General features: G+C 45.1%; 26 protein-coding genes and 1 riboswitch. Of the genes, 14 read left to right on the forward strand and 12 right to left on the reverse strand.

Going from position 1 to position 25,175, the window contains the following annotated elements:
• Positions 1–177: 177 nt before the first annotated feature.
• The 6 genes from nadD to K0O23_RS01695 all read right to left on the reverse strand — a co-directional run bounded on the left by nadD (position 178) and on the right by K0O23_RS01695 (position 4,384).
• Positions 178–750: a nicotinate (nicotinamide) nucleotide adenylyltransferase gene (nadD, locus tag K0O23_RS01670; protein ID WP_219875635.1), complete on the reverse strand. Its 573-nt coding sequence runs from the start codon at positions 748–750 to the stop codon at positions 178–180.
• Positions 747–1,331 (reverse strand): guanylate kinase, encoded by a 585-nt coding sequence (gmk, locus tag K0O23_RS01675; RefSeq protein ID WP_219875636.1) that lies wholly within the window; start codon positions 1,329–1,331, stop codon positions 747–749. Before gmk ends, nadD begins: the two co-directional genes overlap by 4 nt.
• A gap of 6 nt (positions 1,332–1,337) precedes the next feature.
• On the reverse strand, positions 1,338–1,619 hold the full coding sequence (locus K0O23_RS01680) for an anti-sigma factor family protein (RefSeq protein WP_219875637.1): 282 nt from the start codon (positions 1,617–1,619) through the stop codon (positions 1,338–1,340).
• 26 nt (positions 1,620–1,645) lie between these two features.
• Complete coding sequence (locus K0O23_RS01685; protein WP_219875638.1) at positions 1,646–2,239, reverse strand: sigma-70 family RNA polymerase sigma factor; 594 nt, start codon at positions 2,237–2,239, stop codon at positions 1,646–1,648.
• Between the two features lie 357 nt (positions 2,240–2,596).
• On the reverse strand, positions 2,597–3,583 hold the full coding sequence (locus tag K0O23_RS01690) for a glycosyltransferase family 2 protein (protein ID WP_219875639.1): 987 nt from the start codon (positions 3,581–3,583) through the stop codon (positions 2,597–2,599).
• A gap of 27 nt (positions 3,584–3,610) precedes the next feature.
• Positions 3,611–4,384, reverse strand: a complete 774-nt coding sequence (locus tag K0O23_RS01695) for a glycosyltransferase family 2 protein (protein WP_219875640.1) — start codon at positions 4,382–4,384, stop codon at positions 3,611–3,613.
• 168 nt (positions 4,385–4,552) lie between these two features.
• Between K0O23_RS01695 and K0O23_RS01700 the strand changes: the two genes are divergently transcribed.
• Together K0O23_RS01700 and K0O23_RS01705 are read left to right on the forward strand one after the other, a co-directional pair.
• Complete coding sequence (locus K0O23_RS01700) at positions 4,553–7,552, forward strand: ligand-binding sensor domain-containing protein (RefSeq protein ID WP_219875641.1); 3,000 nt, start codon at positions 4,553–4,555, stop codon at positions 7,550–7,552.
• 29 nt (positions 7,553–7,581) lie between these two features.
• Entirely contained in the window at positions 7,582–8,328 is a 747-nt protein-coding gene (locus K0O23_RS01705; RefSeq protein WP_219875642.1) for a LytR/AlgR family response regulator transcription factor, read from the forward strand.
• 89 nt (positions 8,329–8,417) lie between these two features.
• Here K0O23_RS01705 and ahcY read toward each other — a convergent pair whose 3' ends face one another.
• Both ahcY and K0O23_RS01715 read right to left on the reverse strand, forming a co-directional pair.
• On the reverse strand, positions 8,418–9,725 hold the full coding sequence (ahcY, locus tag K0O23_RS01710; protein ID WP_219875643.1) for an adenosylhomocysteinase: 1,308 nt from the start codon (positions 9,723–9,725) through the stop codon (positions 8,418–8,420).
• A 158-nt stretch (positions 9,726–9,883) separates the two neighbouring features.
• On the reverse strand, positions 9,884–10,576 hold the full coding sequence (locus K0O23_RS01715) for a DUF4397 domain-containing protein (RefSeq protein ID WP_219875644.1): 693 nt from the start codon (positions 10,574–10,576) through the stop codon (positions 9,884–9,886).
• Positions 10,577–10,816: 240 nt separating this feature from the next.
• On the opposite strand from K0O23_RS01715, the gene K0O23_RS01720 reads away from it, so the two are divergent.
• The 5 genes from K0O23_RS01720 to K0O23_RS01740 all read left to right on the forward strand — a co-directional run bounded on the left by K0O23_RS01720 (position 10,817) and on the right by K0O23_RS01740 (position 13,602).
• A complete protein-coding gene (locus K0O23_RS01720; protein ID WP_219875645.1) occupies positions 10,817–12,004 on the forward strand; it encodes a class I SAM-dependent methyltransferase in 1,188 nt (395 codons plus the stop codon).
• A gap of 97 nt (positions 12,005–12,101) precedes the next feature.
• The gene (locus K0O23_RS01725) at positions 12,102–12,347 is read left to right on the forward strand and encodes a hypothetical protein (protein WP_219875646.1); all 246 of its coding nucleotides are present in this window, start codon (positions 12,102–12,104) and stop codon (positions 12,345–12,347) included.
• Between the two features lie 65 nt (positions 12,348–12,412).
• Complete coding sequence (locus K0O23_RS01730) at positions 12,413–12,667, forward strand: hypothetical protein (RefSeq protein ID WP_219875647.1); 255 nt, start codon at positions 12,413–12,415, stop codon at positions 12,665–12,667.
• A 26-nt stretch (positions 12,668–12,693) separates the two neighbouring features.
• Positions 12,694–12,873, forward strand: a complete 180-nt coding sequence (locus K0O23_RS01735; RefSeq protein ID WP_219875648.1) for a hypothetical protein — start codon at positions 12,694–12,696, stop codon at positions 12,871–12,873.
• Positions 12,874–13,071: 198 nt separating this feature from the next.
• Positions 13,072–13,602 (forward strand): dihydrofolate reductase family protein, encoded by a 531-nt coding sequence (locus K0O23_RS01740; RefSeq protein ID WP_219875649.1) that lies wholly within the window; start codon positions 13,072–13,074, stop codon positions 13,600–13,602.
• A 352-nt stretch (positions 13,603–13,954) separates the two neighbouring features.
• On the opposite strand, the gene K0O23_RS01745 is transcribed toward K0O23_RS01740, so the two are convergent.
• The gene (locus tag K0O23_RS01745) at positions 13,955–14,554 is read right to left on the reverse strand and encodes a DNA-3-methyladenine glycosylase (RefSeq protein WP_219875650.1); all 600 of its coding nucleotides are present in this window, start codon (positions 14,552–14,554) and stop codon (positions 13,955–13,957) included.
• 106 nt (positions 14,555–14,660) lie between these two features.
• Positions 14,661–14,863: riboswitch (cobalamin riboswitch) on the forward strand.
• Positions 14,864–14,969: 106 nt separating this feature from the next.
• On the opposite strand from K0O23_RS01745, the gene K0O23_RS01750 reads away from it, so the two are divergent.
• Entirely contained in the window at positions 14,970–16,889 is a 1,920-nt protein-coding gene (locus tag K0O23_RS01750) for a TonB-dependent receptor plug domain-containing protein (RefSeq protein WP_219875651.1), read from the forward strand.
• Positions 16,890–16,908: 19 nt separating this feature from the next.
• Positions 16,909–17,997 carry a YncE family protein gene (locus K0O23_RS01755; RefSeq protein ID WP_219875652.1) on the forward strand — a complete coding sequence of 363 codons (1,089 nt, stop codon included), beginning with the start codon at positions 16,909–16,911 and terminating at the stop codon, positions 17,995–17,997.
• A gap of 60 nt (positions 17,998–18,057) precedes the next feature.
• On the opposite strand, the gene K0O23_RS01760 is transcribed toward K0O23_RS01755, so the two are convergent.
• On the reverse strand, positions 18,058–18,375 hold the full coding sequence (locus K0O23_RS01760; protein ID WP_219875653.1) for a hypothetical protein: 318 nt from the start codon (positions 18,373–18,375) through the stop codon (positions 18,058–18,060).
• A 146-nt stretch (positions 18,376–18,521) separates the two neighbouring features.
• Here K0O23_RS01760 and K0O23_RS01765 point away from each other — a divergent pair, with 146 nt between their 5' ends.
• The 3 genes from K0O23_RS01765 to K0O23_RS01775 all read left to right on the forward strand — a co-directional run bounded on the left by K0O23_RS01765 (position 18,522) and on the right by K0O23_RS01775 (position 21,349).
• Positions 18,522–18,686, forward strand: a complete 165-nt coding sequence (locus tag K0O23_RS01765; RefSeq protein ID WP_219875654.1) for a hypothetical protein — start codon at positions 18,522–18,524, stop codon at positions 18,684–18,686.
• Positions 18,687–18,737: 51 nt separating this feature from the next.
• Positions 18,738–18,962 carry a DUF2798 domain-containing protein gene (locus tag K0O23_RS01770; RefSeq protein ID WP_219875655.1) on the forward strand — a complete coding sequence of 75 codons (225 nt, stop codon included), beginning with the start codon at positions 18,738–18,740 and terminating at the stop codon, positions 18,960–18,962.
• A gap of 182 nt (positions 18,963–19,144) precedes the next feature.
• On the forward strand, positions 19,145–21,349 hold the full coding sequence (locus K0O23_RS01775) for a B12-binding domain-containing radical SAM protein (protein WP_219875656.1): 2,205 nt from the start codon (positions 19,145–19,147) through the stop codon (positions 21,347–21,349).
• A 56-nt stretch (positions 21,350–21,405) separates the two neighbouring features.
• On the opposite strand, the gene K0O23_RS01780 is transcribed toward K0O23_RS01775, so the two are convergent.
• Positions 21,406–22,311: a DUF6624 domain-containing protein gene (locus K0O23_RS01780; RefSeq protein ID WP_219875657.1), complete on the reverse strand. Its 906-nt coding sequence runs from the start codon at positions 22,309–22,311 to the stop codon at positions 21,406–21,408.
• Positions 22,312–22,809: 498 nt separating this feature from the next.
• Between K0O23_RS01780 and K0O23_RS20075 the strand changes: the two genes are divergently transcribed.
• On the forward strand, positions 22,810–23,037 hold the full coding sequence (locus K0O23_RS20075; RefSeq protein ID WP_246596866.1) for a hypothetical protein: 228 nt from the start codon (positions 22,810–22,812) through the stop codon (positions 23,035–23,037).
• A gap of 9 nt (positions 23,038–23,046) precedes the next feature.
• On the forward strand, positions 23,047–23,379 hold the full coding sequence (locus tag K0O23_RS20080) for a fasciclin domain-containing protein (RefSeq protein WP_246596886.1): 333 nt from the start codon (positions 23,047–23,049) through the stop codon (positions 23,377–23,379).
• A gap of 118 nt (positions 23,380–23,497) precedes the next feature.
• On the opposite strand, the gene K0O23_RS01790 is transcribed toward K0O23_RS20080, so the two are convergent.
• The gene (locus tag K0O23_RS01790) at positions 23,498–25,168 is read right to left on the reverse strand and encodes a M28 family metallopeptidase (RefSeq protein WP_219875659.1); all 1,671 of its coding nucleotides are present in this window, start codon (positions 25,166–25,168) and stop codon (positions 23,498–23,500) included.
• Positions 25,169–25,175 lie beyond the last annotated feature (7 nt).

Genomic DNA, 25,175 nt, shown 5'->3' on the forward strand with positions numbered 1-25,175 from the left:
ACTTCTCCTAAAGTATAAAAAAGAAAGCGCCCTGTAAGTTTTACAGGGCGCTTTCTTTTTTGTAATGACCGGAGATTAGATTGATTATTAGAGGGCGGATTTATCAAGGACGATTTACTAAAGTATAGCTAACTGTAAATCATACTTAATCCCATTAATCACTATTAATCTGTGGTCCTACTGGTATAGCTTGTGCACTTTGATGTATTCTGCTACCTCGTCGGGTACCAGGTATTTTATACTTTTCTCCTCTTTTATGCACTGCCTTATAAAGGTTGCAGAGATATCAAGTATAGGAGCTTTAACAAAAGTAATATTGGGCATTTCGGGCAGCTCTGTGGTAATGGAGCCAGAGCGCGGGTACACGTAAACTTTATGGAACTGCAGTATACTTTCGTAATTCTTCCATTTCGGGAAAAGCGGCAGGTTATCCTCCCCCATCAGCAGCACAAACTCATAACTTGGATACTTCTCCTGTAAATAAGTAAGCGTATCGATGGTATAACTTGGCTTAGGCATGCTAAACTCGATGTTAGATACACCAAGGTTCGGGTTATCGGCAATTGCCAACGATACCATGTGCAGCCTGTCGAATTCGTGTAAAAGCGTGTTGCTGGGCTTAAACGGATTCTGCGGCGACACCACCAGCCACACCGTATCAAGGTCGGTGTTGGTCGCCATAAAGTTGGCAAGTATAAGGTGGCCTATGTGAATTGGGTTAAAGGAGCCGAACAGCAGCCCTACTTTCATACGATGGCAGGTTCGGAGTTCAGAAATTCGTTTACAAGCTTTTCGGCTTCGTGGCAAGCCTTGCCTAGGTCATCGTTTACGATCACGGTATCAAACTGGTCTTCGAAGCCCATTTCAAATTTTGCTTTAAAAACGCGGCTGGAAATGCTGGATGCTGAATCGGTGTTGCGTGCGGTTAGCCTTTTAGCCAGCTCATCTACTGATGGCGGCTTTACGAAAACGGCGAGTGCTCTCTCTCTGTAAAAATGCTTTATACTTAGGCCTCCTTTAACATCAACATCTAAAATTACATGTTTGCCACTTTTCCAGATACGCTCTATCTCTGACTTTAAAGTACCGTAAAAGGCGCCTTCATATACTTCTTCCCACTCAACAAACTCGTCGTTCTTGATCTTTTGCTTAAAGTCTTCCGGCGTGATAAAGTAGTAGTCTTTTCCGTTTTCCTCGGTACGGCCGCGCTTGTCGCGTGTGCAGGCCGAAATAGAGAAGCTCAGTTTTGGATTAATGTTGAGCAGATGCTTTACAATTGTGGTTTTGCCGGCACCGGATGGAGCCGAAAAGATGATGATCTTGCCTTGCATTAGGGATTATAAAGTTTCTTGAATCTTAGCTCTAATAGATAGTGCCAGGCTTTCCGGCACAATCACGCGCTTGAGATGGCCGCTGATGATCCCTTTAAGAAGCTTTTGTTTCTGATGGCTCTCGAAACAACTTACACACTCTTCGAGGTGTGTATTGAAATATTTCTCTTCTTCAGAGGTGGCTTCGCCGTCAATAATCAGGTCCAGCATTTCTGACACTTTGCTACAATCTGTATCGTAGCTGTCGTCGGGCCCTTTTTGGTAAACTTCTGTAAATTTCGATTCCATCTTAACTAAAAACTCTTAATGTCTTTCTAACTGTTATAACCCATGCTTTTAGCATATTTTTCCAACTTCTCCTTCAAAGAGTTTCGGGCGCGGTGCAACCTCGATCTTACAGTACCTATCGGAATGTCCAGTATTTTGGCCATTTCTTCATAAGTAAAGCCTTCTAAATCACAAAGTATAATAACCGTTCTAAAGTCAACTGGCAAGGCGTTCAGTGCACTGGCTACTTCATCTCCTATCAGGTCTTGCACACTTTCAGTGCGCATATCTGTAGTAGAGGCCACCCCACCCTCACCTTCAACGTCTTCGGAGTTATAATACCCCTCAACTTCGCTGTAATCTACCTTGGCAGGTTGCTTGCTCTTTTTCCGAAACTCGTTTATGAATGAGTTCTTCAGGATTCGGAACAGCCATGCTTTTGCATTAGTTCCTTGCTCGAAGTAGTCAAAAAAACGGTAGGCTTTCAGATAGGTCTCCTGCACCAGGTCATTGGCGTCGTCTTCGTCTAAGGTGAGCCTGTAGGCAAAGTTGTACAGAGGGTCCAGCACAGGCAGCAGTTCGGCCTCGAACCGTGCATCTTTCTCCTCTTTACTTAGCTGTTTACCTGTTTGCTCGCTCATCAACTTGGATTTTGTACTTTTGTGAAGTCCTCAATCGCGTATTTATACGCAAATATAGAAATTTTAATTACATACCTCGCTTCACGCCTCAGGGTTGCAACAGATACCTCTTAAATGTTACGGATTTTTTCTGAAGAATGCATAGCGTACTATACTTTTACCAAAAGGGCAGATAAAAGTTTATATCAGGCTTATTAGCGTCTAAAAAAAGCAAGAAAAAATTTATTACATACAGTATAAGAGCCTCCTTATGCAGGAACAAATTATCAGGAAGAGTTACAGATTTTATACTTCCGCAATTGCACTGCTTTCGGGTTTGCAGCGATTGTTACTGAAAGGCCGAAGCAAGAATAAGTACTACAAAATAACTTTCTCGCCTTTTATACTTGAAAGTATAATGGCTTTGATATCGGCTATACTTCGTCTTGATTTTAAAAGTATGGCCTTGCTTTCAAAATCATGCCGCGATTGCTTTACCAGTTCTGCTGAGCCCATGAACATGGCCAGAGATTTGAGGTAATGCCACCTGAACGTGAAAATCCTTACCAATGACTCCGGTATTAGTTGAAGATACCATAACAGGCGCTGAACTCCCTCCAGGTGGATGGCATGCAGAAACATTTTGTTGCGGTCGTAAATAGTGTTTACGTACTTCTTCTTGCTTTTAGACTTGATAGAGGTAGATACCTGGTGGCGGCAAACACTGTTGTAATCATAGTAGCATTTAAAGCCCAGGCGCCATGCCCGTAATGACAGTTCGTAGTCCTCTACATAAAAAGGAGAGAAAATCTCGTTAAAGCCGCCTATCAGCAAAAATTTTTCTTTATCGATAAACGCATTGGCCCCGGAAAGGTACATTGAGTATAAACCATCCTGCATCTGCTTTTCGTCTTTAAGCAGGTAGTTTCCCGATGTTTTTATCTTACTACCGTGATAGTATGGAAACTTGGCACCGTCCTGTATTTTATCATCGTCCCAGCCTATAATGCGGCCCATTACGCCAAATGTATCTGGCTTATCAAAGTACTTATACTGGCTTGCAAAATAATCAGGCGTTAGCTTTACATCACTGTTCAGGAGCAGTACTTTATCATACTTAGCCGCTTTTATGCCATTGTTAGCCGTAACCGAGAAGCCGCTATTCACACTGTTGCGCACCAACCGGAACTCAGGATAATGCTGTTGCAGATAGGCTACAGAATCGTCTGTAGAGCAATCATCCACTATTATAACCTCAGATGGCTTACCGGCGTTTTGCAGCGCCTCTACCACCGTTGGCAATGTATGCTTGAAAAGATGAACGCCGTTATAGTTGGGAATTACAACAGATATGCCTGTTATCATAAGATTTTAAATAAATGCGCTACAGGTTTATACTTCGTCAGGTCCGCCAGATTTATGTGCCAGGTATAGTTTGGCGTATTTTAGAAATACAGTATAGGCTGACAAACCGGCAATAAAAAAGCCATTAAAACCATCTAAAAAGCCACGCTGCAGAAAATAAGTTCTGAAGAACCGGAATGGAGGTTTTACAAGTATAGCCAGCACGGATGTTCTTTTACCTCTCAGCCACATTTCCTGCATAGAAATATCTGTATACCTGTTTATCTGGTCAAGGTGCTGTTTTACATTGTAGCTGTAGTAGTGGAGCATGTCCCCTTTCAGGTTTTCTATCTTTGCATCTGGTTCAGGTATTACTTTATCATGTGGGTTCTGGCCACCCCAGTGCGCTTTAGTTCTGTCAAAAAGCCTAAGTTTACGATCCGGGTACCAGCCTGAGTGCTTTATCCATTGCCCTCTGTAGTTAGTCAGGCGGTTTAGTTTATAGCCATCAGCTGTCCAGTTGTTCTTTACCTTTAAAACTGATTGCCTGAGTTCTGCTGTAAGCGATTCATCAGCATCCAGGGACAGCACGTGACGATGTGTAGCCAGGCTGAGGGAGTAGTTTTTCTGGTCTATCATGCTTGTAAACGGCCTCTCTACAAACGTAACACCATAACTCAGGCATATTTCCTTAGTCTTGTCAGTAGATAGTGAGTCCACTACTATCACCTCATCAGCAACGCCTTTTACCGATTTAAGGCAACGCTCTATGTTCTGCTCTTCGTTAAAGGTTATAATAGTAACAGACAGCTTTACTTGCATGGATCGGGATGTACTTAAAATTTCATGAGGTGCAAATATCGCTTTTTTATAGCTAAAAACTTATGTTACAGCAGGTTTAAAAGGTAACAAAATCACTATTATGTAGTACAATACATATTTGTGCTCTTATTACCTAACTTACTATAGCCGTACGCGTGCTGCCACCCCATGGATAAACGCCCTTTATTTGCTGTTGTGCTTATTTGCACGCTTTGGCTGCTGCACAGTACACAGCTTATGGCACAGCAGTATAATTTCCGTAACTGGACATTAGAGCAGGGGCTTCCTCAATCACAGGTAAACGATATCATTCAGGATCATACCGGACATTTATGGATTGCTACGCGCGGTGGTGTAAGCCGCTTTAACGGAAAACAATTTTATACTTACACCAAAGATAGCGGCCTGAGCAGTAATAACGTATCTGCGCTTCACCAGGACAATCAAAATAATATCTGGATAGGCAGCTCTGACCGCGGTCTGATGCAATTTGATGGTAACGGGTTTAAAATATACGGTAAGGCACAGGGCCTAACCGCTAATACTATTTACGACATAACTCAGGGTGTTCAGGGAAGCATATGGGTTGCAACAGAAGCCGGCCTGTTTTACTATATCAACGGCTCATTCTCAAAGTATACCCAACTACCTGCTCAAACTTATACCTCTGTTGTTGTAACGCCAGACAGCACCATTTGGGCAGGCAGTCAATCAGATGGTTTGCACCGCGTAACTACAGCAGGTATTCACCATTACACTACAGAAAACAGCGTGTTGCCCAGCAACAGGGTAACAACCTTGTATCATCAAAACAACGGAGATCTCTGGATAGGGACAGAAGAAGGGGTGGCAAGATTTACTGATAGTTCTTTGCGCCATTTCAGAATCCCTATAAACCGGCCCGATATGGTAGTATCGTCTTTTTTGCACGACACGTATGGCAACCTATGGATAGGGCTTAAACAAAATGGCCTGATAAAGTATGATGGAAAGAGGTACACCTATTTTGGCAGGCTGAATGGATTAAGGTCAAAGCGAATTAACACGCTTGCAGCCGATATGGAGGGCAACATCTGGATAGGCACCAACGGATACGGCATGCAACAATTTACATCGCCGTGGTTTGTACATTATTTTGACTTTACTGAACTAAGTGAACCCCGTATCACGGCCCTGACCAAAGATAGCAAAGGCCGTGTATGGTTAGGCACCGACGAAGGCACAACTGCATACATGGAGGGCGGAAGGTTAAACTGGAATTTTAAGCCGCCCTGGCCGGAAGGCACTACAGTACACCGCATAACTTTGCTCGACGACAGGTCCAGTTGGGTAGCCACCAGCATAGGTGCATGGCATATTACTCCATCCGGCACCGCACATTATACCGTTAAAAACGGCCTGCCTGCCAACGAGGTATTTCAGTGCATGCCTGATGATAACGGTAACATCTGGATAGCAACCGCGAACGGTTTAGTATGCTACGCTAAAGGCAAGTTTAAGAAGTATGAGTTGCCAGGGGTGCTATCTGCCGGCAGAATCTATCATATGCACCGGGATATTAAAAACCGGGTATGGATCGCTGCATCCAGCGGCGTGTATAAACTCGAGAATGGCAATATTGTAAAAGCACCTGAGTTGGAGCAGTTCCAACTGGAAGAAGTAACCTCTATTGCTGAAGACAAGTATGGCGTTTTATACTTTGGGGGCTTTAATTACGGCATTGCTGTGCTAAACGAAGAATGGGACAGCCCAAAACTTTTCACAAAGAACGAAGGATTGCCCAACGAAGGTATAAAAGGCCTGTTTGTAGACCAAAATGACAATTTGTGGGTAGGTACTAGCCGCAACATCTTAAAACTGCTACTGCCTCAGCTGCGCCAACACCAGAAACTTAGCTACAGGAGCTACTCCGGCGCAAACGGCTTCAGGGGAATAGAAATAAGCCATAACGCCATTGCGCAAACCCCTGACGGCAGCATTTGGTTTGGCACAACTAAAGGCCTGACTAAATATGAGCCTACCCTTGACCGGCGGAATAAAGTATACCCTGCTGTAGCCCTTAACAGGATCATGCTGTATCAGAAACCTACTAACTGGCAGCAGTTGGGCTACACACAGGATTCACTAACAAACCTGCCTATTGATTTGCGGCTGCCACATACCCAAAACCACCTAACCTTCGACTTTCATGCTATCTGCCTCTCGGGGCCTGAGCAGGTAAAGTATAAGTATCGGCTAATGGGGTATCAGGACCAGTGGTCAGCGGCAACAGACCAGTCTTATGCCACTTACCCTAATCTTTCTCCAGGCAACTACAAGTTTGAGTTGCTTGCACAGAACAACGATGGCTACTGGACACCCAAGCCTTTAACCTATACTTTTTCGATCGTTCCTCCTATCTGGCGCAGGGAGTGGTTCATTGGTGTGTTGCTACTGGTTATAGCAGGGGCTGTACTTAGTATAGTAAAGTTACGAGAGCGGAGCCTTGTAAAAATGAATACCCTGCTAGAGATGCGTGTAAACCACCGTACCCGGTTGCTGGAGCGTAAAAACCGCGAAAAAGAAATGCTCCTGCAGGAAATTCATCACAGGGTAAAAAACAACCTGCAGATCGTGATCAGTATGCTGAACCTGCAGGCCCGCCATGTACAAGACCCACAGGCAACCGATGTAATGCGTGCCCTCAAAAGCAGAGTTCGCTCTATGGCTATATTGCACGAACGCCTTTACCGCCACGACGATCTCGGGGAAATAGACCTGGAAGACTACTTTAGGGGAATTTGCGAAAGCCTTTACGAAGCCTATGGCGCAACAGAGAAGCAAATACACCTAGAACTTAGGGTGCCCTCTATTAAAGTAGACATAGATACGGCAATTACATTGGGATTGATTGTAAATGAACTCGTTTCCAACTCTTTAAAGTATGCATTTCCAGATTTTGAATTTAAAGGCCTGTTGCGCATTGTTTTAGAGCCACAGCAGAACGGCCGTTACATTTTAACCGTAAGCGATAACGGAAGGGGCTTACCTCTTGACTTCGACCAAAAGATGAAACATTCATTTGGTTTGCAATTAGTGTCCTCACTTAGTAAAAAGGTTAATGGGAAAATACATTTTATTAACAACAATGGCACTAAATCAATATTGTATTTTGTTTTACCATCCTAATTCTTTTTTTTTCGTAAGAACCTAAAGCTATGACAAAACCCAAAATTCTTATATCAGAAGACGAAGTCATAATTGCGGAGGATCTTGCAGCGAGCCTGGAAGAACTAGGCTATACTACATGCGCAATAGACTCAGGACAGGACACAATTGACAGAATCCGGGAAACACAGCCGGATCTGGTGCTGTTGGACATTAATTTAGGAGGCGACCAGGATGGTGTGGACATCGGACATAGAATAAGGCAAGAGTTTGATATACCGTTTATTTACCTGACAGCCTATGCCGACCATGCTACCATAGACAGAGCCAAGAAAACAGAGCCTGATGGTTTCCTTGTAAAGCCTTTTGATGAAAAGAGCCTGCGATCTGCCATTGAAATAGCGCTGTATAAACACGACAGCGGACACCGCGAGGATAGAGAAGTAAACGGCTCGCCGGCAAGCACAAAGGAACAGGAAGTAGCAGCTGACTATATTTTTGTAAAGGTAAAGCACCGCATTATTAAAGTGCATTACAGCGAAATTATTTGGGTAGAAGCCTACGATAACTACTCTTTTATTGTAACCGCCGACCAAAAGTATCTTGTAAGCTCTACCTTAAAAGATATGGAGAGCAAACTTCCGCAACAGAACTTTGTGCGTGTGCACAGGTCATACATTGCCAACCTTGATAAGATAGAGGCTTTGGAAGAAAACTCTGTTGTATTTGCGAAAGGTGATGTACCAATCGGTAAATCTTATAAAAAAACCCTGATGTCCAGGTTCAATATCATATGAAACGATAGTTACTAATCTATATCTCATTATAAAAACAAAAGAGCCGGTACAGCAAACTGCACCGGCTCTTTTTATACTTTAAACACTAATTAGTATCTGTAGTACTCTGGCTTGTATGGGCCTTCTACTTCCACGCCAATATAACGCGCCTGGTCAGGAGACAACTCATCCAGCACAACACCAATTTTAGCAAGGTGCAGGCGGGCTACTTTCTCATCAAGGTGCTTAGGCAAAGTATAAACTTTGTTTTCGTAAGCATCAGCGTTTGTCCAAAGCTCCAACTGAGCAAGCGTTTGGTTAGAGAAAGAGTTAGACATCACAAAAGATGGGTGACCGGTAGCGCAACCAAGGTTTACTAAACGGCCTTCAGCCAGAACGATAATATCGTTACCCTCTACGTTGTACATATCTACCTGAGGCTTGATAACATCTTTTGTATGACCGTAGCTCTTGTTTAACCATGCCATATCAATTTCGTTATCGAAGTGGCCGATGTTACAAACGATGGTCTTGTCTTTCATTAAACGGAAGTGCTCTTCTGCAATAATGTCTTTGTTACCTGTAGCAGTTACCACAATATCAGCTTCTTTTACGGCATCAACCATTTTCTTAACAGCAAAGCCGTCCATAGCAGCTTGCAATGCACAGATCGGATCGATTTCAGTAACGATTACACGGGCACCTGCACCTCTAAGCGAAGCGGCAGAACCTTTGCCAACATCACCGTAACCAGCAACAACAGCTACTTTACCAGCCATCATCACATCTGTAGCACGACGGATCGCATCTACCAGAGACTCTTTACAGCCATACTTGTTGTCAAACTTAGACTTGGTAACAGAGTCGTTTACGTTAATAGCAGGCATTACCAGCGTGCCGTTCTTCATACGCTCGTACAGGCGGTGAACACCAGTAGTTGTTTCTTCAGACAGACCTTTGATGCCTGCAGCAAGCTCAGGATAGTTATCGAATACCATGTTGGTAAGGTCGCCACCATCATCCAGGATCATGTTAAGCGGCTTGCGGTCTTCTCCGAAGAATAAAGTCTGCTCAATACACCAGTCAAACTCCTCGGCAGTCATACCTTTCCATGCATAAACAGAAATACCTGCAGCAGCAATGGCCGCGGCAGCGTGATCCTGCGTTGAGAAAATGTTGCATGACGACCAGGTAACCTCAGCACCCAGTTCTACCAGCGTCTCGATCAGAACCGCTGTCTGGATAGTCATGTGGAGGCAGCCTGCAATGCGCGCACCGGCAAGTGGCTTGCTTGGGCCGTATTCTTCACGAATAGCCATCAAACCAGGCATTTCTGCCTCAGCTAATCTAATTTCTTTACGTCCCCACTCTGCAAGCGAGATGTCTTTTACTTTGTACTTAAGCTGTGTATCAATCATTATCAAGTTTTTTCAGATAAAACACAAAATTACATATTTTGTTGCGCAAGTTCAACTATACTTTGCCAAAGCACACTGATATCCATTTAAATAACATAAAAATAACAGCGCCTGCTGTTAGGCAGGCGCTGTTATAGTAGTCTTCTTCACAGGCAAGGTTAGTTGTTTATAATCACTTCGGCGCCTAACGTATTGTTATTATTGGCTGGCGGTGTAAGAAAACCTTTAGCGAATATAGTGTAAATAACGCCACTACTGAGCTGCACCAGAGGCGTTAGAACTGCTGTTGTGGAGCCTGAAGGCCTTACCTCCAGCGTATAAGTACCGGCAGTAACAGGCGTAAATGCAGTGCTTCCTTTAAAGGCGATATTAGAAAAAAGAACAGGGCCATTTTGAACTGCGATGTCAACAGCTGGCGCATCGGGCGACAAGTGCACAAAACGAACGTGCGCCATATTGGATGCAGGCTCGGTCAGGTCGTCCTCTAAAACTAGGGCTTCTATGTTGCTAACTGTATTTATAGCAAATACACTGTATGCCTGGTCTTCTTCCAGTGGCACGTTTGCATTAATAACCGCACTTCCTACACCGGCACCAGCAGGAGTTACTTTAAAATTACGGGTACCCTCTTCAACATCTAAATAACCAGTATTGCCCGGATAGTTAAGTGCTGAGGTATTTACTTTGGCATCATCTACATACAAATCTACGGCTGGCGCATCTGGTGAAGCATGTATTACCATTACCTGTGCGTTATCTTCGAGCAAATCCAAATCATCGTCGTCGTCGCAGGCAGCTAAAAACATAGTAGGCAAAATTGCTAGCAATAATATTCTTAGGTTCTTTTTCATAGCATTCAACTTTATCTGATTAAACATTTAAGTCACTTACTTTCATAAGAACCATAACCCCGTAGTTTTGTTTATTGTTTTAACTAAAAAGATAAACAATATTCTAATGCTATTTCACCCCTGCTGTTTAAAAGCATTTTCTACTCATCCTAGCTTTGTAGCATAAGTCTGGTCTGTGCATAACTAAAAGTATAAATCCGTACCTTTGGACTTGCCTGGATTTACACATAAAAACCCGGAATGCGCTTATTTACACCAGAAGAAAAGCAATTTATACAGGAGCACCAGCACCACGATCCGGCTGCACTCATGCTGCAGGCAAAGCGTTTCCCTCATTTGCCTGTGCTGGAGTTAGTACAGCAGATACAGGCCAGGCAAAAAGCTGCAAATAAGCTACCTACTTGGACCAAAAATCCCGATGTAGTGTTTCCGGTTACCCTTTCTGTAGAACAAAGTTCTTCTGAGACCACGGCTGCTTTTAAAGCTTTTGTTGTTAAAGGCTATGCACTTATAGACCTGACCGGTGGGTTTGGAGTAGACAGTTTATACTTTGCTAAATGCTTTAAGCAGGTAATGCACCTGGAGCAGAACAAAGAACTGCAGCAAATTGCGGCGCATAACTTTAAGCTGCTTGGCGCTGATAACATCCAAAGTATACATACAACTGCCGAGGATTTTTTAAACGCCTATACAGGCCATGCAGACGTTATTTACCTGGATCCCGCACGCCGAGGTAACCGCGAAGAAAAACTGCACCTGTTACAGGACTGCGAACCAGATGTACTGCACTTGCTACCCTTGTTACTACAAAAAGCAAAAACCGTATTGCTAAAAACATCTCCTATGCTGGACATAGACCAGGCTTTGGAGGAACTTAGGTATGTGAGCAAGGTATGGGTGGTGGCTGTGCAGAACGAGGTGAAAGAGGTTTTATACTTACTACAGCCTGATGCCCCGGTGCCAACAGAAGTGCCCCTTACAGCAGTAAACATTTTACAACAGGAAGCCACGCAAAGTATAACTTTTACCCGCACCGCTGAGGAGGCCGCCACTCCGCATTACACAGACCCGCAACAATTTGTGTATGAGCCCAATGCAGCCATACTTAAAGCAGGCGCTTTCAGGTTTTTAGGCCAGCAGTATAACCTTAGCAAACTGCACCCTAACAGCCACCTTTATACTTCTGCTACACTTGTGCCCGATTTTCCGGGGCGTAGCTTCAGGTGTATAGCTGTTAGCCGCTACAACAAAAAGGAGTTATTACGCTACTTACCGGCTAAAAAAGCAAACATCACAGTCCGCAATTTCCCGGAGCCGGTTGCTGAAATCCGGCGCAAAACAGGCATAAAAGAGGGCGGTGATATTTACCTTTTCTTTACCACCGATATGCACCAGAAACCGGTGGCCCTGGTTTGCCAAAAGGCATAGTTCGCGTATATTTTCCTGAACAACACATTCTTAGCTTCGTACACTAGTTGGTGGGCCGGCAATTTGTCGGGCCTTTGTTTTATTTTACCAGCTTACTATGAAGACAGAAAAAATCACCAATCAAAACAAACTGACACAAGACACAAACAACTCATCTCGCAGCTTACAGTCCGGCTTGGGTAACCAGCAAAAACAGAGCTCGCAAAGCAGTATACCAACATCAAAAGCCAACAGTACATCTAATATTAGCAGTGGCCCGGGCCGAGGTTGGCACGGCGACGCAAAAGGGCATGCCAGAGCCGGCAGCCAGAGCCACAAACGCACAGGCAAGCGTCATTCATAACTAAAACAGAAATACCAAGCTGGGCACATAGCCTGATACATGTTTCACTATAATTGAAAACAACAATGAAAGGACAAAAGAACAGCAACCTGGAGTTTCATGGCTTTGCCAGTAACCCTGCAAAATCGTTTGAGGATGGTAAAAAAGGAAACAGACTAGCCGTTCAGGCGTCGCTTAATAAAAGCCGCCCTGCTGCTGAGACAGACAACGACAATATAGCCAATAAGCAGTCGAAGTCTTCGCAGGGCAAAGGTTGGTCTAATGCTGGTGGCACCCGCAAAGACAGCGGCAAACAAGGCAAAGCAGACACTGAGGAATAATTTGACCTCACTTTAATTAATTGATCATGAAAAATCAGGATAAGAATAAAAAGTCTGAATTAACAGACAAAGGTAAAAGCAACCCAAAGGACACAAGCAACAGTTTAGCCCGTGATAAGACGGATACCAAGCTTAACCAAAAGCAGACACCACAGGGCCGCACCGACAACGAACAGGATCGGGAACAGCGGAAACATATTCTGTAAAGTATAAACTTTAGAAGAAGGAGCCACAGCAGCAATGTTGTGGCTCTTTTTTGTGGGCCGAGTGGATAGCGCAGGTATGAAAGATACTTTGTATATTGAGTTAAAGTTATACGGTTATATTTGCTTAACCTACTACAGATATAGTGCAGACAACCCTATGTCCACGCATAGCCAATAGTTACCTCTTCTCCAAAAACTGTGAAACCCAGAAAACTAACTCTCTACATTGCCATGAGCCTGGATGGTTACATTGCCAAACCGGACGATGACCTGTCGTGGCTCTCTATAGTAGAAACTGAAGGCGAAGACTATGGCTACAGCGAGTTTATAGCAACAGTAGATACTATTATACTTGGCAAACGGACCTATGATAAAGTGCTAAGTATGGGAGTTGGTTTTCCGCACGCAAAAAAAGACTGCTACATTATTACACGCACACCACAAGAGCCAAAAGGTAAGGTTAAGTTTTATACCGGCGACATTAAAGAACTGGTAACTAGACTCAAGGCTGAAGAAGGCGGCACTATTTTCTGTGATGGCGGGGGGCAGGTTATAAAAATGCTGCTCCAGCACCAACTCATCGACGAGTACATCATCTCCATTATCCCTATACTTTTAGGCGACGGCATCCGGCTTTTCCAGGGCGGGTTTCCAGAGCAGCAAGTCAAACTGGTAGATACTAAAAGCTATAAGTCGGGTCTAGTGCAACTGCATTATATTAGGATGTAGCCGTATCTGTTTTTACTGGCGTGGAGATTCTTCCGGTTCATACAAATGATGCCGGGACAGTGCTACTTGACTGGGCCAGAGGCCCACGCTATAGCTAATCACGAGCGAGGACGCTCGCGCCATAAGCTACTGCCTTTCAGAATAATATATTGCTACTTTCAAGAGTAAGACTTTTTACCTTCACTCTTTAACTTTATTACCATTAGCACCATGTTGTCATCCTGAAAGGATCTTGGTAGAAGGGAGGATAAGCCGTAGCTACAAAAATTTATACTTCAGCTAAAACAGCGGCAGAATTCTTTCTGAATAAGGCAGGTAGCTGCTAATATTAGAGATAGGCAAACAAAATTTGCTACTTCTTTCGGCTCACCCACTTATTCCCCTTCACCCAGAAACGCCAGGGCAGTTGGGCATCTTCGCCGGCATAATCTATACCAATACGTGGGCCAGCAGCTATACTTTGCTCTGGCAGTTTTATACTTTTATCCTCCAGCCAGATGGTGTTGCCGGTAAGGTCTTCGCCGTAGTGTTTTCTATTAATGCCCAAAGCTACACTTGTCACGCCGGGGCCAGCGGTGAGGTTGGGCTTTATACTTTCGAAACCTCTCCTGAGCAGCATCTCCTCCACTCCTACTTCCGGTTCAATGGCTCTTATCAGCACGGCATCTGCCCTGTCTTTTTCGTTGGTGATGATATTGAAGAGGTTGTAGATACCGTACACCAGGTATACATACGCCACGCCTCCCTCGTTGTACATGATCTCGGTGCGCTGAGTGCGACGGTTCAGGTGTGCGTGGCAGGCCCTGTCGTTTTCCCCGGCATAAGCTTCCGTTTCCACGATCATGCCTCCCGTTAACATGCCATCAATATGGGAGTAAACATACTTCCCGATCAGTTCTTTGGCTATTCCCACTACATCGGGCCGGGTATAGAATTCTTTAGGCAGCTTCAAAGTTTGGTTGTTCGTTAATAGTTATTCGCATTTGGTCTTACGTGTATTTTCTTTGTTAGAGTTTAACCATTTAGCAATTTAACCTTCAACAATTCATAATTAGTACTTACCTTTGCCTCAGATTGGTGGTTATAAGACTTTCGTTTTATGGCCTTAAAAGGGAAGCAGGTGTGAATCCTGCGCTGTTCCCGCAACTGTCATCTTCAATAAAGGCTTAGTCCATTTCACCATTGCCACTGTGTTGCCAGCAACATGGGAAGGCGGACTAAGGAAGAGAGCCAGGAGACCTGCCAGTCCGACACACGATTTGTCGTATGCTTTCGGGTAAAAAGCTGCACGGCTTCCGCAATACCTGCGTTTGCTGTTCTGCCCTTTAACCTGCCAGGCATGCTTCGGGACTAAAGCAAACAAAGCATTGGCACGATTTCCTTTTATTAAAGTATGGCTATTAGGCTGTTCCGTTGTCCTTTCGCATGTGGCACTGGCGCAACAACCTGATTCTGCGCGGCACCAATTGCGCACCGTTGAGATTTTTGGCAAACCAGCCGAAGTATATGCAGCCGGCAGTCGTGTAGCGCAATTGGATAGCAGCTACCTAAGTACGTATGCTTCCGGCTCACTGGCACAGGCGCTACAGGCACGCACCCCTATTTATTTTAAAAACTACGGCGTTAGCGGCATTTCATCGGTTGCATTCAGGGGCACCAACGCCTCCCAAACTGCTGTGCTCTGGAATGGCCTCAATATCTCTTCTCCCACTTTGGGGCAGGCTGATTTCTCAACTATACCAGTTACAAGCTTTGGCGATGTGGCGGTGCAGTTTGGCGCAGCAGGGGCAGCTTATGGCAGCGGAGCTATTGGCGGCGCGGTTCTATTAAGCTCACCAAAGTATACCAGCAAAGGACTAAGTGCAACTATACAATCAGAAATTGGCAGCTTTGGACGTTACTTTGGCAACGGAAGCATAACATATGGTTCCTCTAAAGTACAGACAAGTACTGGTGTATACATTGGACAGGCGGCCAACAACTTTAAATATAAAGACCTCACGCAAATCCAAACTCCGGAGGCACGGCAGGAAAATGCGGCTGTAGCGCAACATGGCATCACACAAGACCTTACCTGGCAACTGGCATATAACACAAAACTAGCCTTGCACGGTTGGTATACTTTTGCAGACAGAGAAGTGCAGCCTGCTATGGGCTCAGCGGCAAACAACGCACGCATGCAGGACAAGAACCTGCGCCTGATGGCCGAACTGGAGCACGACAGCCGTTGGGGGCAAACTGAGGTAAAGGCAGCATACTTCAACGATTACCTGCATTACACCAATACTTCTACCAACTCTGTAGCAGATATAAGCACCTACCAACTGCAGGCAGAGCAGACCTATACGCATGGCAAGCGCTGGAGCCTGCGCGGAGGTGTAAACCTGCAGCACTTTTCAGCTGAAAGCAGTGGCTATGCCGGGGAGCAAACCGAAAACCGCGCCTCTGCCTTTGCCTTACTTCGCTACGACCCATCCTCCAGAATTAAGCTGAGCCTGAACCTGCGGCAGGCAGTAGTAGAAGGGTACAATCCTAAACCAGCACCTGCACTTGGCTTCGACTGGAAGTTCTACAACGACAACACAAACCAACTCTCCCTGAAGGGCAATGTGGCTGGCAGTTATCGCATACCAACCCTAAACGATCGCTTCTGGATAGGCGCTGGCAACCCCGACCTGAAGCCAGAGCAGGGCTGGAGTTACGAAAGCGGCCTGCGCCACTTGTTTATACTTGGCAACACCCTGTTGCTCGAAACCGAACTTACCGCTTACCAGATGCTCGTAGACAATTGGATACAGTGGTTTCCAGATGCTACAGGACGTTGGCGGCCTGTAAATCTGTTTAGAGTAGCATCTAAGGGCGTAGAGGCAGGCACAAAAGCAACGGCGACAATAGGCGAAGCAAAGTTAAGTGCAACTGCAGGCTATACTTATACTTCATCAGAGCAGGTAAAAGTATACGAGGGCAGCGGCGACAAAGGAAAACAACTGATGTACGTGCCCCACCACAAAGCTATACTTGGCGCCGATGCTACTTACAAAGGCTGGTCTGTACTTAGTAACTTAAACTATACTGGCCTCCGCTATATCAGCAATTCCGAGTCTGGTTACCTGGAGGATTTTATACTACTGGACCTGGTCCTGAGCAAGAAATTACAGCTGCAAAAAAGCCAGCTTATACTTACGCTGCGCTCCGATAATGTGACCAGCGCCACTTACCATACGATGGCTTACCATGCCATGCCACCGCGCGGTTATACTTTCAACATCCGATTTATCATACCTTAACTTATACTTTTATCAAGAAATGAAAAAAAACAGCTTATTCCGCAGCTTGCTAACGGCGGCCGTCCTTTCGGTTATTTCTTTAAGCTTTACCAGTTGCGACAATGAGGACAGCGGTCCTTCGGGAGCGTATGCTGAAAACGGTGTTTTCGTAGTGAACGAGGGCAACTTTGGCTACCCGACCAGCTCACTTTCTTACTACAACAAAGGCACGCAGGAAGTACAAAACAATATCTTCAAGAAGGAAAACCAGGATCGTCCGCTTGGCGATGTGGCACAAAGTATGGCCTTTCACGGTGACCGCGCCTTTATAGTGGTTAATAACAGCAACAAAATTGAGGTTGTTAACAGGTATACCTTTAAATCAGAAGGCGTGATCGAGGGACTGAGCGGCCCGCGTTATTTTGTAGCGCTAAACGGTAACAAAGGCTATGTAACGGAATGGTTACCATCGAACCCCGACTGGAGCTACAACAATGGCCGTGTCTCTGTTATCGACCTGAACACTTTTACTGTACTTAAAACCATACAAGTAGGCCTGCAGCCGGAGAAACTTTTAATAGCAGGCGGCAAAGTATATGTTACAAACTCAGGAGGCAGCACAATAACAGTTATTAGTACTGTCACTGATGCCATCGAAAAAAACATCTCAGTAACCCATGGCCCGAACAGCCTTGTGCTGGACAAAAATAATGCGCTTTGGGTGCTTAGCTCAGGGTTCAAGAACTGGCAAGCTGATCCATCAACCTACTCAGCAGCAGCCCTCACTAAAATTATTACAACTGCCAATGAAGTTACAGGCACTTATACTTTTCCGGAAGTATCTGCCGGGGCTAGTAAACTGGTACAGAGCGGCGCCAAAGACGCACTGTACTACAGCTACGGCGGCAAAGTATACCGACAGCCAATTGCCTCCGAAAGCCTTTCCCATACCATGGTTATCGACAAAAACTTTTATGGCATTGGCGTAGACCCCGAAACAGGATACATCTATGGCGGAGACGCCAACGGGTTTACCGGCGACGGAACAGTATATGTGTATAATACTGAGGGCACTAAAGTAACAGAGTTTAGAGTAGGAATCGCCCCCAACGGGTTCGTGTTTAATTAGCCTTAGCACCAATAAAAAATGCCTGTACTATTATACAAGCATTTTTTATTGGTTTAGCTTTTACTGCTTCTTTACATCGTCACGCTTTACGCCTTTTCCTTTGCCATCGTAGGCGCCGTCACCTATAGCTCTGGCTCTATTATCATCATGGTTTTCATGGTCAGCGTGGTCGTAGTGGCTTTCCATATCTGTGGTGTCCCTGTATTCACTCATCGGGTCATCATCTTTTTCTATCATAGAACCTTCTTCTTTTATATCACTTCGCTCTGTGTTTATTTCGCCGGGGTCTGTGCCAGTACTGCAAGAGCTAAGTCCTGCAACGCTAAACATACTTAAGGCTGATGCCACCACAAGGACTTTTATATCTTTAATATTCATGATCATGTCGGTTTAGTTTTACAATTTGCCAATGCTCCGTTACAGCTAATGGCTATTAAATGTACGTTCAGCTTACGTATAGAGTTAAAAATAGCCATCTCCAAAGCTATAAACGTATTTAAAGTATAACCTTAGAAAGAGTATCTATGAAAGAGAAAAAAACGAACACCCCCATCAACAAAACTACTAAAGACGATTCTTCTGATGTAGAGCGCGTGAAACAGAGTAAGACCACACCGCCGCCACAGCCAGCTAAACCGGAACAAAACCAATCGCGGGAGGAGGAGGATGCACAAAAAGGACACTCCTGAAGTATACTCTAAAGTATAAAGCTGTACCTTTGCGCTGTTAGTAAACAGTTTATGAGAAAATACATAAAGCCGCAGCTTAAGCGTAAAGTCATTATCATTGCTATTATAAGCCTTTTGCTGGCTTCGGCGCTGGAGCTTTATACTTTCGGAGCTAACTCCGATTTCCTGATGCGTTGGTTCCGCAGCTTTTTCGTGATCTTTACGATGGTGAGCCTTACGGTTCTGGTTATCGTGCCGGCAATAAACTATGCGGTTAATAAAGCAGCTGGCAAGTAAGTATAAATTGATTTATGATAAAGTGTAAAGCCTGCTGCTGATGCAGGCTTTTTTGTTGGATATGGCACCGTAAATCCTCTTCTGAACCTCTCCCACCCCCCAACTGTTGGGAAGTATAAAATCGTACATTGTACCGGCAGAATGTCTAATTTTGCCACTATATTAACCAAAGCCATACTATTTTGGAGAAGCCTAACATCCTGCTCATAACCCCTCCGCTTACACAGCTAAACACCCCATATCCTGCCACAGCCTATTTAAAAGGTTTTTTATCAGGCCAGGGCTATACTGTTGCGCAAGCGGACCTGGGCATAGAACTGGTACTTAAAATGTTTTCCAAAGATGGCTTAACCCGTATTTTCAATGAGATTGAAGCTGGCGAGTTTGAGTTGTCGGACAACAGCCTGCGCATACTTCGCCTGAAACGTGAGTACCTGCACACTATTGAACCTGTTATTCGTTTTCTGCAGAACAAAGATCTCACACTGGCACAACAGATCAGTTACAGCCGCTTTTTACCCGAGGCCTCCCGCTTCGACCAGGTAGAGGACATTGATTGGGCCTTTGGAAGTATGGGTATTACCGACAGGGCACGCTACCTGGCAACTTTATACTTAGAAGACCTCGGCGACCTGATCAAAGAAACCATTTCGCCATACTTTGCCTTTAGCCGCTATGCCGAAAAACTGGCATTGTCTGCTACGTCTTTTGATCCAATGGAGAACGCGCTGCAGCAAAAGCCAAGCCTGATAGACGAGATGCTGCTGGAATTGTTGGAAGAACACTTGCAGAAGGTACAGCCAGGTATAGTAGGTTTTTCTATTCCGTTTCCGGGCAACTTATTTGGTGGCTTACGACTGGCGCAGCATATCAAACAGAACTACCCAGGTATAAAAACAGCTATGGGTGGCGGTTATCCTAACACAGAATTGCGCAGTCTGCGTGAGCCACGCCTGTTCAAGTATATTGATTTTGTTACGCTGGATGATGGCGAAGGTCCGTGGTTGAAACTGCTGGAATACCTGCAAGGCAAACGTGAGGCTGAGCAACTGCAGCGTGCTTTTATACTTCAGGAAGGCGAAGTAAAGTATATCAATGGCTGCACTGATGCTGATGTTCCGCATACAGAAATTGGCACACCCGATTACAGCGACCTGCCTATAAAGGATTACCTTTCGGTGATAGATGTGGTAAACCCGATGCACCGCCTCTGGAGTGATGGCCGCTGGAACAAACTTACCATTGCCCATGGCTGCTACTGGAAACGCTGCTCCTTCTGCGACATCACTTTAGACTATATTAACCGCTACGACGTCGCTCCGGCTACGTTGCTGGTAGACCGCATTGAGCAGATCATAGCCCAGACAGGGCAAACCGGATTTCATTTTGTTGATGAGGCTGCCCCTCCTGCTCCACTCCGCGATATGGCTATTGAGCTTATCCGACGTGGTGTAAAAATTAGCTGGTGGGGAAATATCCGATTCGAGAAAACATTTACGCCTGACCTGTGTCGCCTGCTGGCCGCTTCGGGTTGTATTGCCGTTTCGGGTGGTTTAGAGGTTGCTTCTGACAGGTTACTTGCCTTGATGGAGAAAGGCGTAAGCATTGGCCAGGTTGCCCGCGTTACCGACAGCTTTACCCAAGCGGGCATTATGGTGCACGCTTACCTGATGTATGGCTTTCCAACACAAACTACTCAGGAAACTATAGACTCATTGGAAGTAGTGCGCCAGCTGTTTACCAACAATGTAATACAGTCGGGTTACTGGCACCGCTTTAGCATGACGGCGCACAGCCCTGTAGGTAAGAATCCCGAAAAGTATAAAGTTGTAAAAGTAGGTCCTGAAGAAGGAGACTTTGCCAATAACGACCTGTGGCACGACGACCCAACCGGCACCGACCACGGCTTATTTGGCGAAGGATTGGCTAAGGCTATTTACAACTACATGCATGGTGTGGCCCTGGATGAGCCGCTTTCGTTCTGGTTTGATTTTAAAACGCCGCGCACTACCGTAAAACCAAACCTGATCAGCACGGCTATAGAGCAACCCCACCGCCCCGACAGCTCCCGACTTAATGCACGTGTACTATGGCTGGGCAATACTCCTGAAATTGACTTTACAATGTACGCCAAGAAAGGGCAGACAATTGAGCGTTGCGTGCTTACCTTCTACGAAAAAGGCGAGGACTTCCAGGTAAAGACAACTGCAAATATCGGCCAGTGGATCTTTGACGTAATCCAAAGGATTGTACCTGAAAGCGATGAAACGCTTCTTCTGAACCAGCTCCAGGAATCATTTCCGGCGGAGGCACATTTAACGTTTGATGAGTTTATGGCCTCTCCTACGTGGTTTGAACTGCGGGAGAAAGGGTTGCTGCTACTATAATAAAAAGGCCGGAGCAAGTTCAAGCTCCGGCCTTTTCTCTATTTGCTGTACACTTATTACTCTTTCGGAAATACATACTCAATATTTTGTCGCCTGGCATACTCGCCTAAGGGCTCCATCCCCATCTCCGCTCTTCGCTTATCAACATTAACCTCATCATCTATAGGATAAAACTCATACTTCTGTGTATCCGGGTTCAGGCGCAATTGACTTCCATACTTCTGAGGTTGGTTGTTCCCGACAAGAACCCTGTCTTCCAGCATAGCCAGATGGCGTTTTTCTAATTCGCCATCTTCAGTTGCCTTGCGCAGCAGGGGCAGGTACTTCTCCTGCACAACCAATGGTGCGTGTTGTATAACTAAGAATGCAGCCATTTGTGCCTTGCTACCTACCATACTTTTGCCAGGCCAGCCATGCTCTTCAATTATTGCTACTACCTTTTTCTGATTCTCCGTATCAATCTGCTCCATCTTTTGCCCTAATTCCTTCACCTCTGCCGACTCTGCTCCTTTTTGCTGCATTGCTGCCATAAACTCACGGCGCACCTGCTGGTCTGTTTCGTAAATTTTTTCCAGTTGTGTTTTTAATGGCTGATTATACTTCGCCTCAATCGTAGCTAAGTTTCTTTTCAGATCCTCTACCAGCTTTGCCCAGCGTTTATCAGAATGCAGGCTGCTCAAATCTGAATCTTGTTGCATATGGCCTATACTTGTGTACCCTTTGGCTACAGTCTGCTCCAGATGCGCGAAAGCTTTTTCTTTGTTGCCGGCCAATGCCCAGGAGCAGGCGGCATTATAGTGGTCAGATGCTGTACCTTTACCAGCTTTAAGGGATTTATCATACATCTCGCCAGAGGCTTTGTACTCTTTTGCCTCATACTTGGCAAAAGCATCGGTTGTGGTTTGCGCTACAGCTGTTAAGCTGAGGCAGGCAAGTAGAAAAAGTAATGCAGTTCTTTTCATAGTTTCTTTAAGTGTAAAATGTCAGTATTGATGAGAGTCCTATACTTTATAGACAACTCCTAATCTCATATTTAAACTTAAAACTAAATTTTTAGTTAATCAATAATTTGTTGCTATTATTCCACTGGAATATTTTTTCGGCCCCATGCAACCCTTTTACTAAAACCTGCATCTTATCTACAGAAAGCAGCAAAAAGCTGCTTTGCCACTACCAATCCTATCTAATAAAACTATGAAATGCCTGGTCCTGTTTCTGCTCCTCTTCGGAGTGGGAACAGGGTTAAACCAGCCTTCTGCTTTCAATTTCCTTTCATCCCAATATTTTATACTTTCAGCTTTCAGTATATAGCTTTTTATAAAGCTTGGCTAGAAAGCGTGTTTGAGTTTAGATGCACTTATAAAAAGAGCAAAACATCTTTTTAGTACTGACCAACATCATATTTTCTAACTGTTTTACATGCCAATATTGTAATGCGTTTTAACATAAACCAATGCATTATGAAAAAGGTATCACTAGCAGTATTAGTGGCGGCTGGAGCCGTATTGGCATCATGCAACCCAACAGATCAGCAGGCTGGAACAACCTCTGAGCTGCAACAGGAAGAAAGCTTTGCACCTGAGGCCTCAGCGAGCCAATCTGCAGTGCAGGACGATGAGTCTCAGAAAAATGTGGTGCAGGTAGCTGCCAGCTCTCCCGACCATACCACTCTGGTAACCGCTGTATAAACGGCAGGCCTGGTAGATGTGCTAACCAACGCTGGTCCGTTTAAGGTATTTGCCCCAACTAACGCAGCTTTTGATGAGTTGCCAGCCGGCACGGTAGAAGGCTTGCTTAAAACTGAGAAAAGAAGCGACCTGCACGAAATACTTCAGTACCATGTGTATGTTGGCGTATTAAATATAGATAGCTTTGAAAATGGACAGAGCCTGGGCCAGGTAAACGGAGGCCGCGTAACGATGGGCGTACAGGACGTAAAGGTAACTGTAAACGGAGCTAACATCTTAGCCTCCATCCCTACTTCTAATGGCGTTATCCATGTGGTAGACAAAGTGTTGCTACCACAGTAAACATATCCATACCAGCCTGAAGCCATCCCTATAGTTTAGGCATATGCAGGTTTGGGAAGCATAAAGCAAAAGGCACCCATAGCCTAAACCATGGGTGCCTTTTGCTTTTATATAGATCCTAATTTTTCATGTATGCATCTCTGGCTGCTTTAAATTCCGATCCGGTTTTCCATTTTGGCCATTCTTCTGAGTAAGCCAGGCGTCTTCCTACTTTAAACAAAAGTGCCAGGTCGTCCACGGCGCCTTCCAGCACAAGTCCTTCATGCATTTCGTCTGATGGCTTGTGGTAGTAGTCGGCAAAGTACTCATCCAGCTTTTGCTTTCCGTAGGCTTTTCCTTTCTCCGAGTGGTCTATACCCGGGCCAATAAACAAAGCCGGAACTCCGATTTTAGCAAAGTTAAAGTGGTCTGACCTGTAATATAAACCTGCTTCCGGATTAGCTTCCGGGGCAATGTAACGGTTAACCTTTTCAGCCTCTTCTGTAATCAGCTCTTCTAATTCAGATTGCCCTACACCATACAGCACGATATCCTTTGTTTTGCCGTAAAAATTCATCATATCCATGTTAAGATTCGCAACCGTTTTCTCTTTCGGGAAAATCGGGTTAGCAGCATAGTATGCCGAACCCCACAAGCCCTGCTCCTCAGCGGTTACAGCCAGAAACACAATGGTTCTGTCTGGGGGCGTTGGCATGCTTTTAAATACCCTGGCTAATTCAAGCAGCCCGGCCACACCTGTGGCATCATCTACTGCACCGTTGTAAATGCTGTCGCCGGTGGCATCTGCTTTGCCATAACCCAGGTGGTCCCAATGCGCTGTGTAGATTATGGTTTCGCTTGGACGTTTACTGCCCTGTATTTTAGCTATAAAGTTGTAGCTCTTATCGTAAGTAGCGGTAGTTTTAAGCGAAGTGCTTAAACTTAAACCCATTGGCTGTGGCTTGTTGTTTGGCTTAGATGCTTTTGCAGTTACAGCAGCATAGTCCATGCCAGCAGCTGAGAACAGCTTTTGTGCAGTAGCCTCAGTTACCCAACCTTCAATGGCGCACTTATAGGTATCTTTGCCACGCTCATCTAAATACAGCTTCGAGGTGTTCCAGTTGTTCTGCACCACTTCAAAACCGTAACCGGCAGGCTCAGTTCTGTGTATGATCAGGCAGCCTTTGGCACCTTGCCGGGCAGCTTCTTCAAACTTATAAGTCCAGCGGCCATAGTAAGTCATGGCGTTGCCTTTAAACGTATCGGGTGTCTTCTCATAAAAACCCGGGTCATTCACCATTATCAGCACTATTTTGCCTTTTACATCAAGTCTGGCATAATCATTCCAGTTATACTCAGGGGCTACAATTCCAAAGCCGGCAAATACCAGTTCTTCATTGCTCAAATCTATACTTGGTTCGGTGCGGCGGGTCCACAATACATAATCTTCCCTGCCTTGCAGTACCAGCTCTTTATTTTTGCCTTTAACAGTCATTTGCTGCGCCGGAGTAGTTTTGATGTCTACCATAGGCACTTCCTGCAAATAGCTGTTACCATTACCGGGCTCAACGCCCAGTGCTTTAAACTCCTGCTCCAGGTACTCCAGCGTTTTCTTTTCCCCGCTAGTAAAAGGCTTACGTCCTTCCAAATCATCAGAAGCCAGCGCAGTCAGGTATTTGCCGTAACTTTCTGTAGAGAGTGTGGCAATATTTTCTGCTTCAGTAGCAGCTGTTTCTGTAGATGTAGAGCTGCAGGCTGCAAACACTCCCATCATAACAGGAAAGAATAAGGATACTATTTTCTTTTTCATATCGATT

Origin of the sequence: Pontibacter aydingkolensis (genome assembly GCF_019443125.1) — a bacterium.
GTDB classification, from domain to species: domain Bacteria; phylum Bacteroidota; class Bacteroidia; order Cytophagales; family Hymenobacteraceae; genus Pontibacter; species Pontibacter aydingkolensis.

What these genes read in the sequence shown, in the direction of transcription:
- K0O23_RS01685 (WP_219875638.1), bottom strand. Translation starts at nt 2,239, where the DNA reads ATGAGCGAGCAAACAGGTAAACAGCTAAGTAAAGAGGAGAAAGATGCA.
- gmk (WP_219875636.1), bottom strand. Translation starts at nt 1,331, where the DNA reads ATGCAAGGCAAGATCATCATCTTTTCGGCTCCATCCGGTGCCGGCAAA.
- K0O23_RS01755 (WP_219875652.1), top strand. Translation starts at nt 16,909, where the DNA reads ATGAAAAAAAACAGCTTATTCCGCAGCTTGCTAACGGCGGCCGTCCTT.
- K0O23_RS01765 (WP_219875654.1), top strand. Translation starts at nt 18,522, where the DNA reads ATGAAAGAGAAAAAAACGAACACCCCCATCAACAAAACTACTAAAGAC.
- nadD (WP_219875635.1), bottom strand. Translation starts at nt 750, where the DNA reads ATGAAAGTAGGGCTGCTGTTCGGCTCCTTTAACCCAATTCACATAGGC.
- K0O23_RS01715 (WP_219875644.1), bottom strand. Translation starts at nt 10,576, where the DNA reads ATGAAAAAGAACCTAAGAATATTATTGCTAGCAATTTTGCCTACTATG.
- K0O23_RS20075 (WP_246596866.1), top strand. Translation starts at nt 22,810, where the DNA reads ATGAAAAAGGTATCACTAGCAGTATTAGTGGCGGCTGGAGCCGTATTG.
- K0O23_RS01705 (WP_219875642.1), top strand. Translation starts at nt 7,582, where the DNA reads ATGACAAAACCCAAAATTCTTATATCAGAAGACGAAGTCATAATTGCG.
- K0O23_RS01760 (WP_219875653.1), bottom strand. Translation starts at nt 18,375, where the DNA reads ATGAATATTAAAGATATAAAAGTCCTTGTGGTGGCATCAGCCTTAAGT.
- K0O23_RS01780 (WP_219875657.1), bottom strand. Translation starts at nt 22,311, where the DNA reads ATGAAAAGAACTGCATTACTTTTTCTACTTGCCTGCCTCAGCTTAACA.
- K0O23_RS01725 (WP_219875646.1), top strand. Translation starts at nt 12,102, where the DNA reads ATGAAGACAGAAAAAATCACCAATCAAAACAAACTGACACAAGACACA.
- K0O23_RS01680 (WP_219875637.1), bottom strand. Translation starts at nt 1,619, where the DNA reads ATGGAATCGAAATTTACAGAAGTTTACCAAAAAGGGCCCGACGACAGC.
- K0O23_RS01700 (WP_219875641.1), top strand. Translation starts at nt 4,553, where the DNA reads ATGGATAAACGCCCTTTATTTGCTGTTGTGCTTATTTGCACGCTTTGG.
- ahcY (WP_219875643.1), bottom strand. Translation starts at nt 9,725, where the DNA reads ATGATTGATACACAGCTTAAGTACAAAGTAAAAGACATCTCGCTTGCA.
- K0O23_RS01720 (WP_219875645.1), top strand. Translation starts at nt 10,817, where the DNA reads ATGCGCTTATTTACACCAGAAGAAAAGCAATTTATACAGGAGCACCAG.
- K0O23_RS01695 (WP_219875640.1), bottom strand. Translation starts at nt 4,384, where the DNA reads ATGCAAGTAAAGCTGTCTGTTACTATTATAACCTTTAACGAAGAGCAG.
- K0O23_RS01690 (WP_219875639.1), bottom strand. Translation starts at nt 3,583, where the DNA reads ATGATAACAGGCATATCTGTTGTAATTCCCAACTATAACGGCGTTCAT.
- K0O23_RS01730 (WP_219875647.1), top strand. Translation starts at nt 12,413, where the DNA reads ATGAAAGGACAAAAGAACAGCAACCTGGAGTTTCATGGCTTTGCCAGT.
- K0O23_RS01790 (WP_219875659.1), bottom strand. Translation starts at nt 25,168, where the DNA reads ATGAAAAAGAAAATAGTATCCTTATTCTTTCCTGTTATGATGGGAGTG.
- K0O23_RS01735 (WP_219875648.1), top strand. Translation starts at nt 12,694, where the DNA reads ATGAAAAATCAGGATAAGAATAAAAAGTCTGAATTAACAGACAAAGGT.
- K0O23_RS01770 (WP_219875655.1), top strand. Translation starts at nt 18,738, where the DNA reads ATGAGAAAATACATAAAGCCGCAGCTTAAGCGTAAAGTCATTATCATT.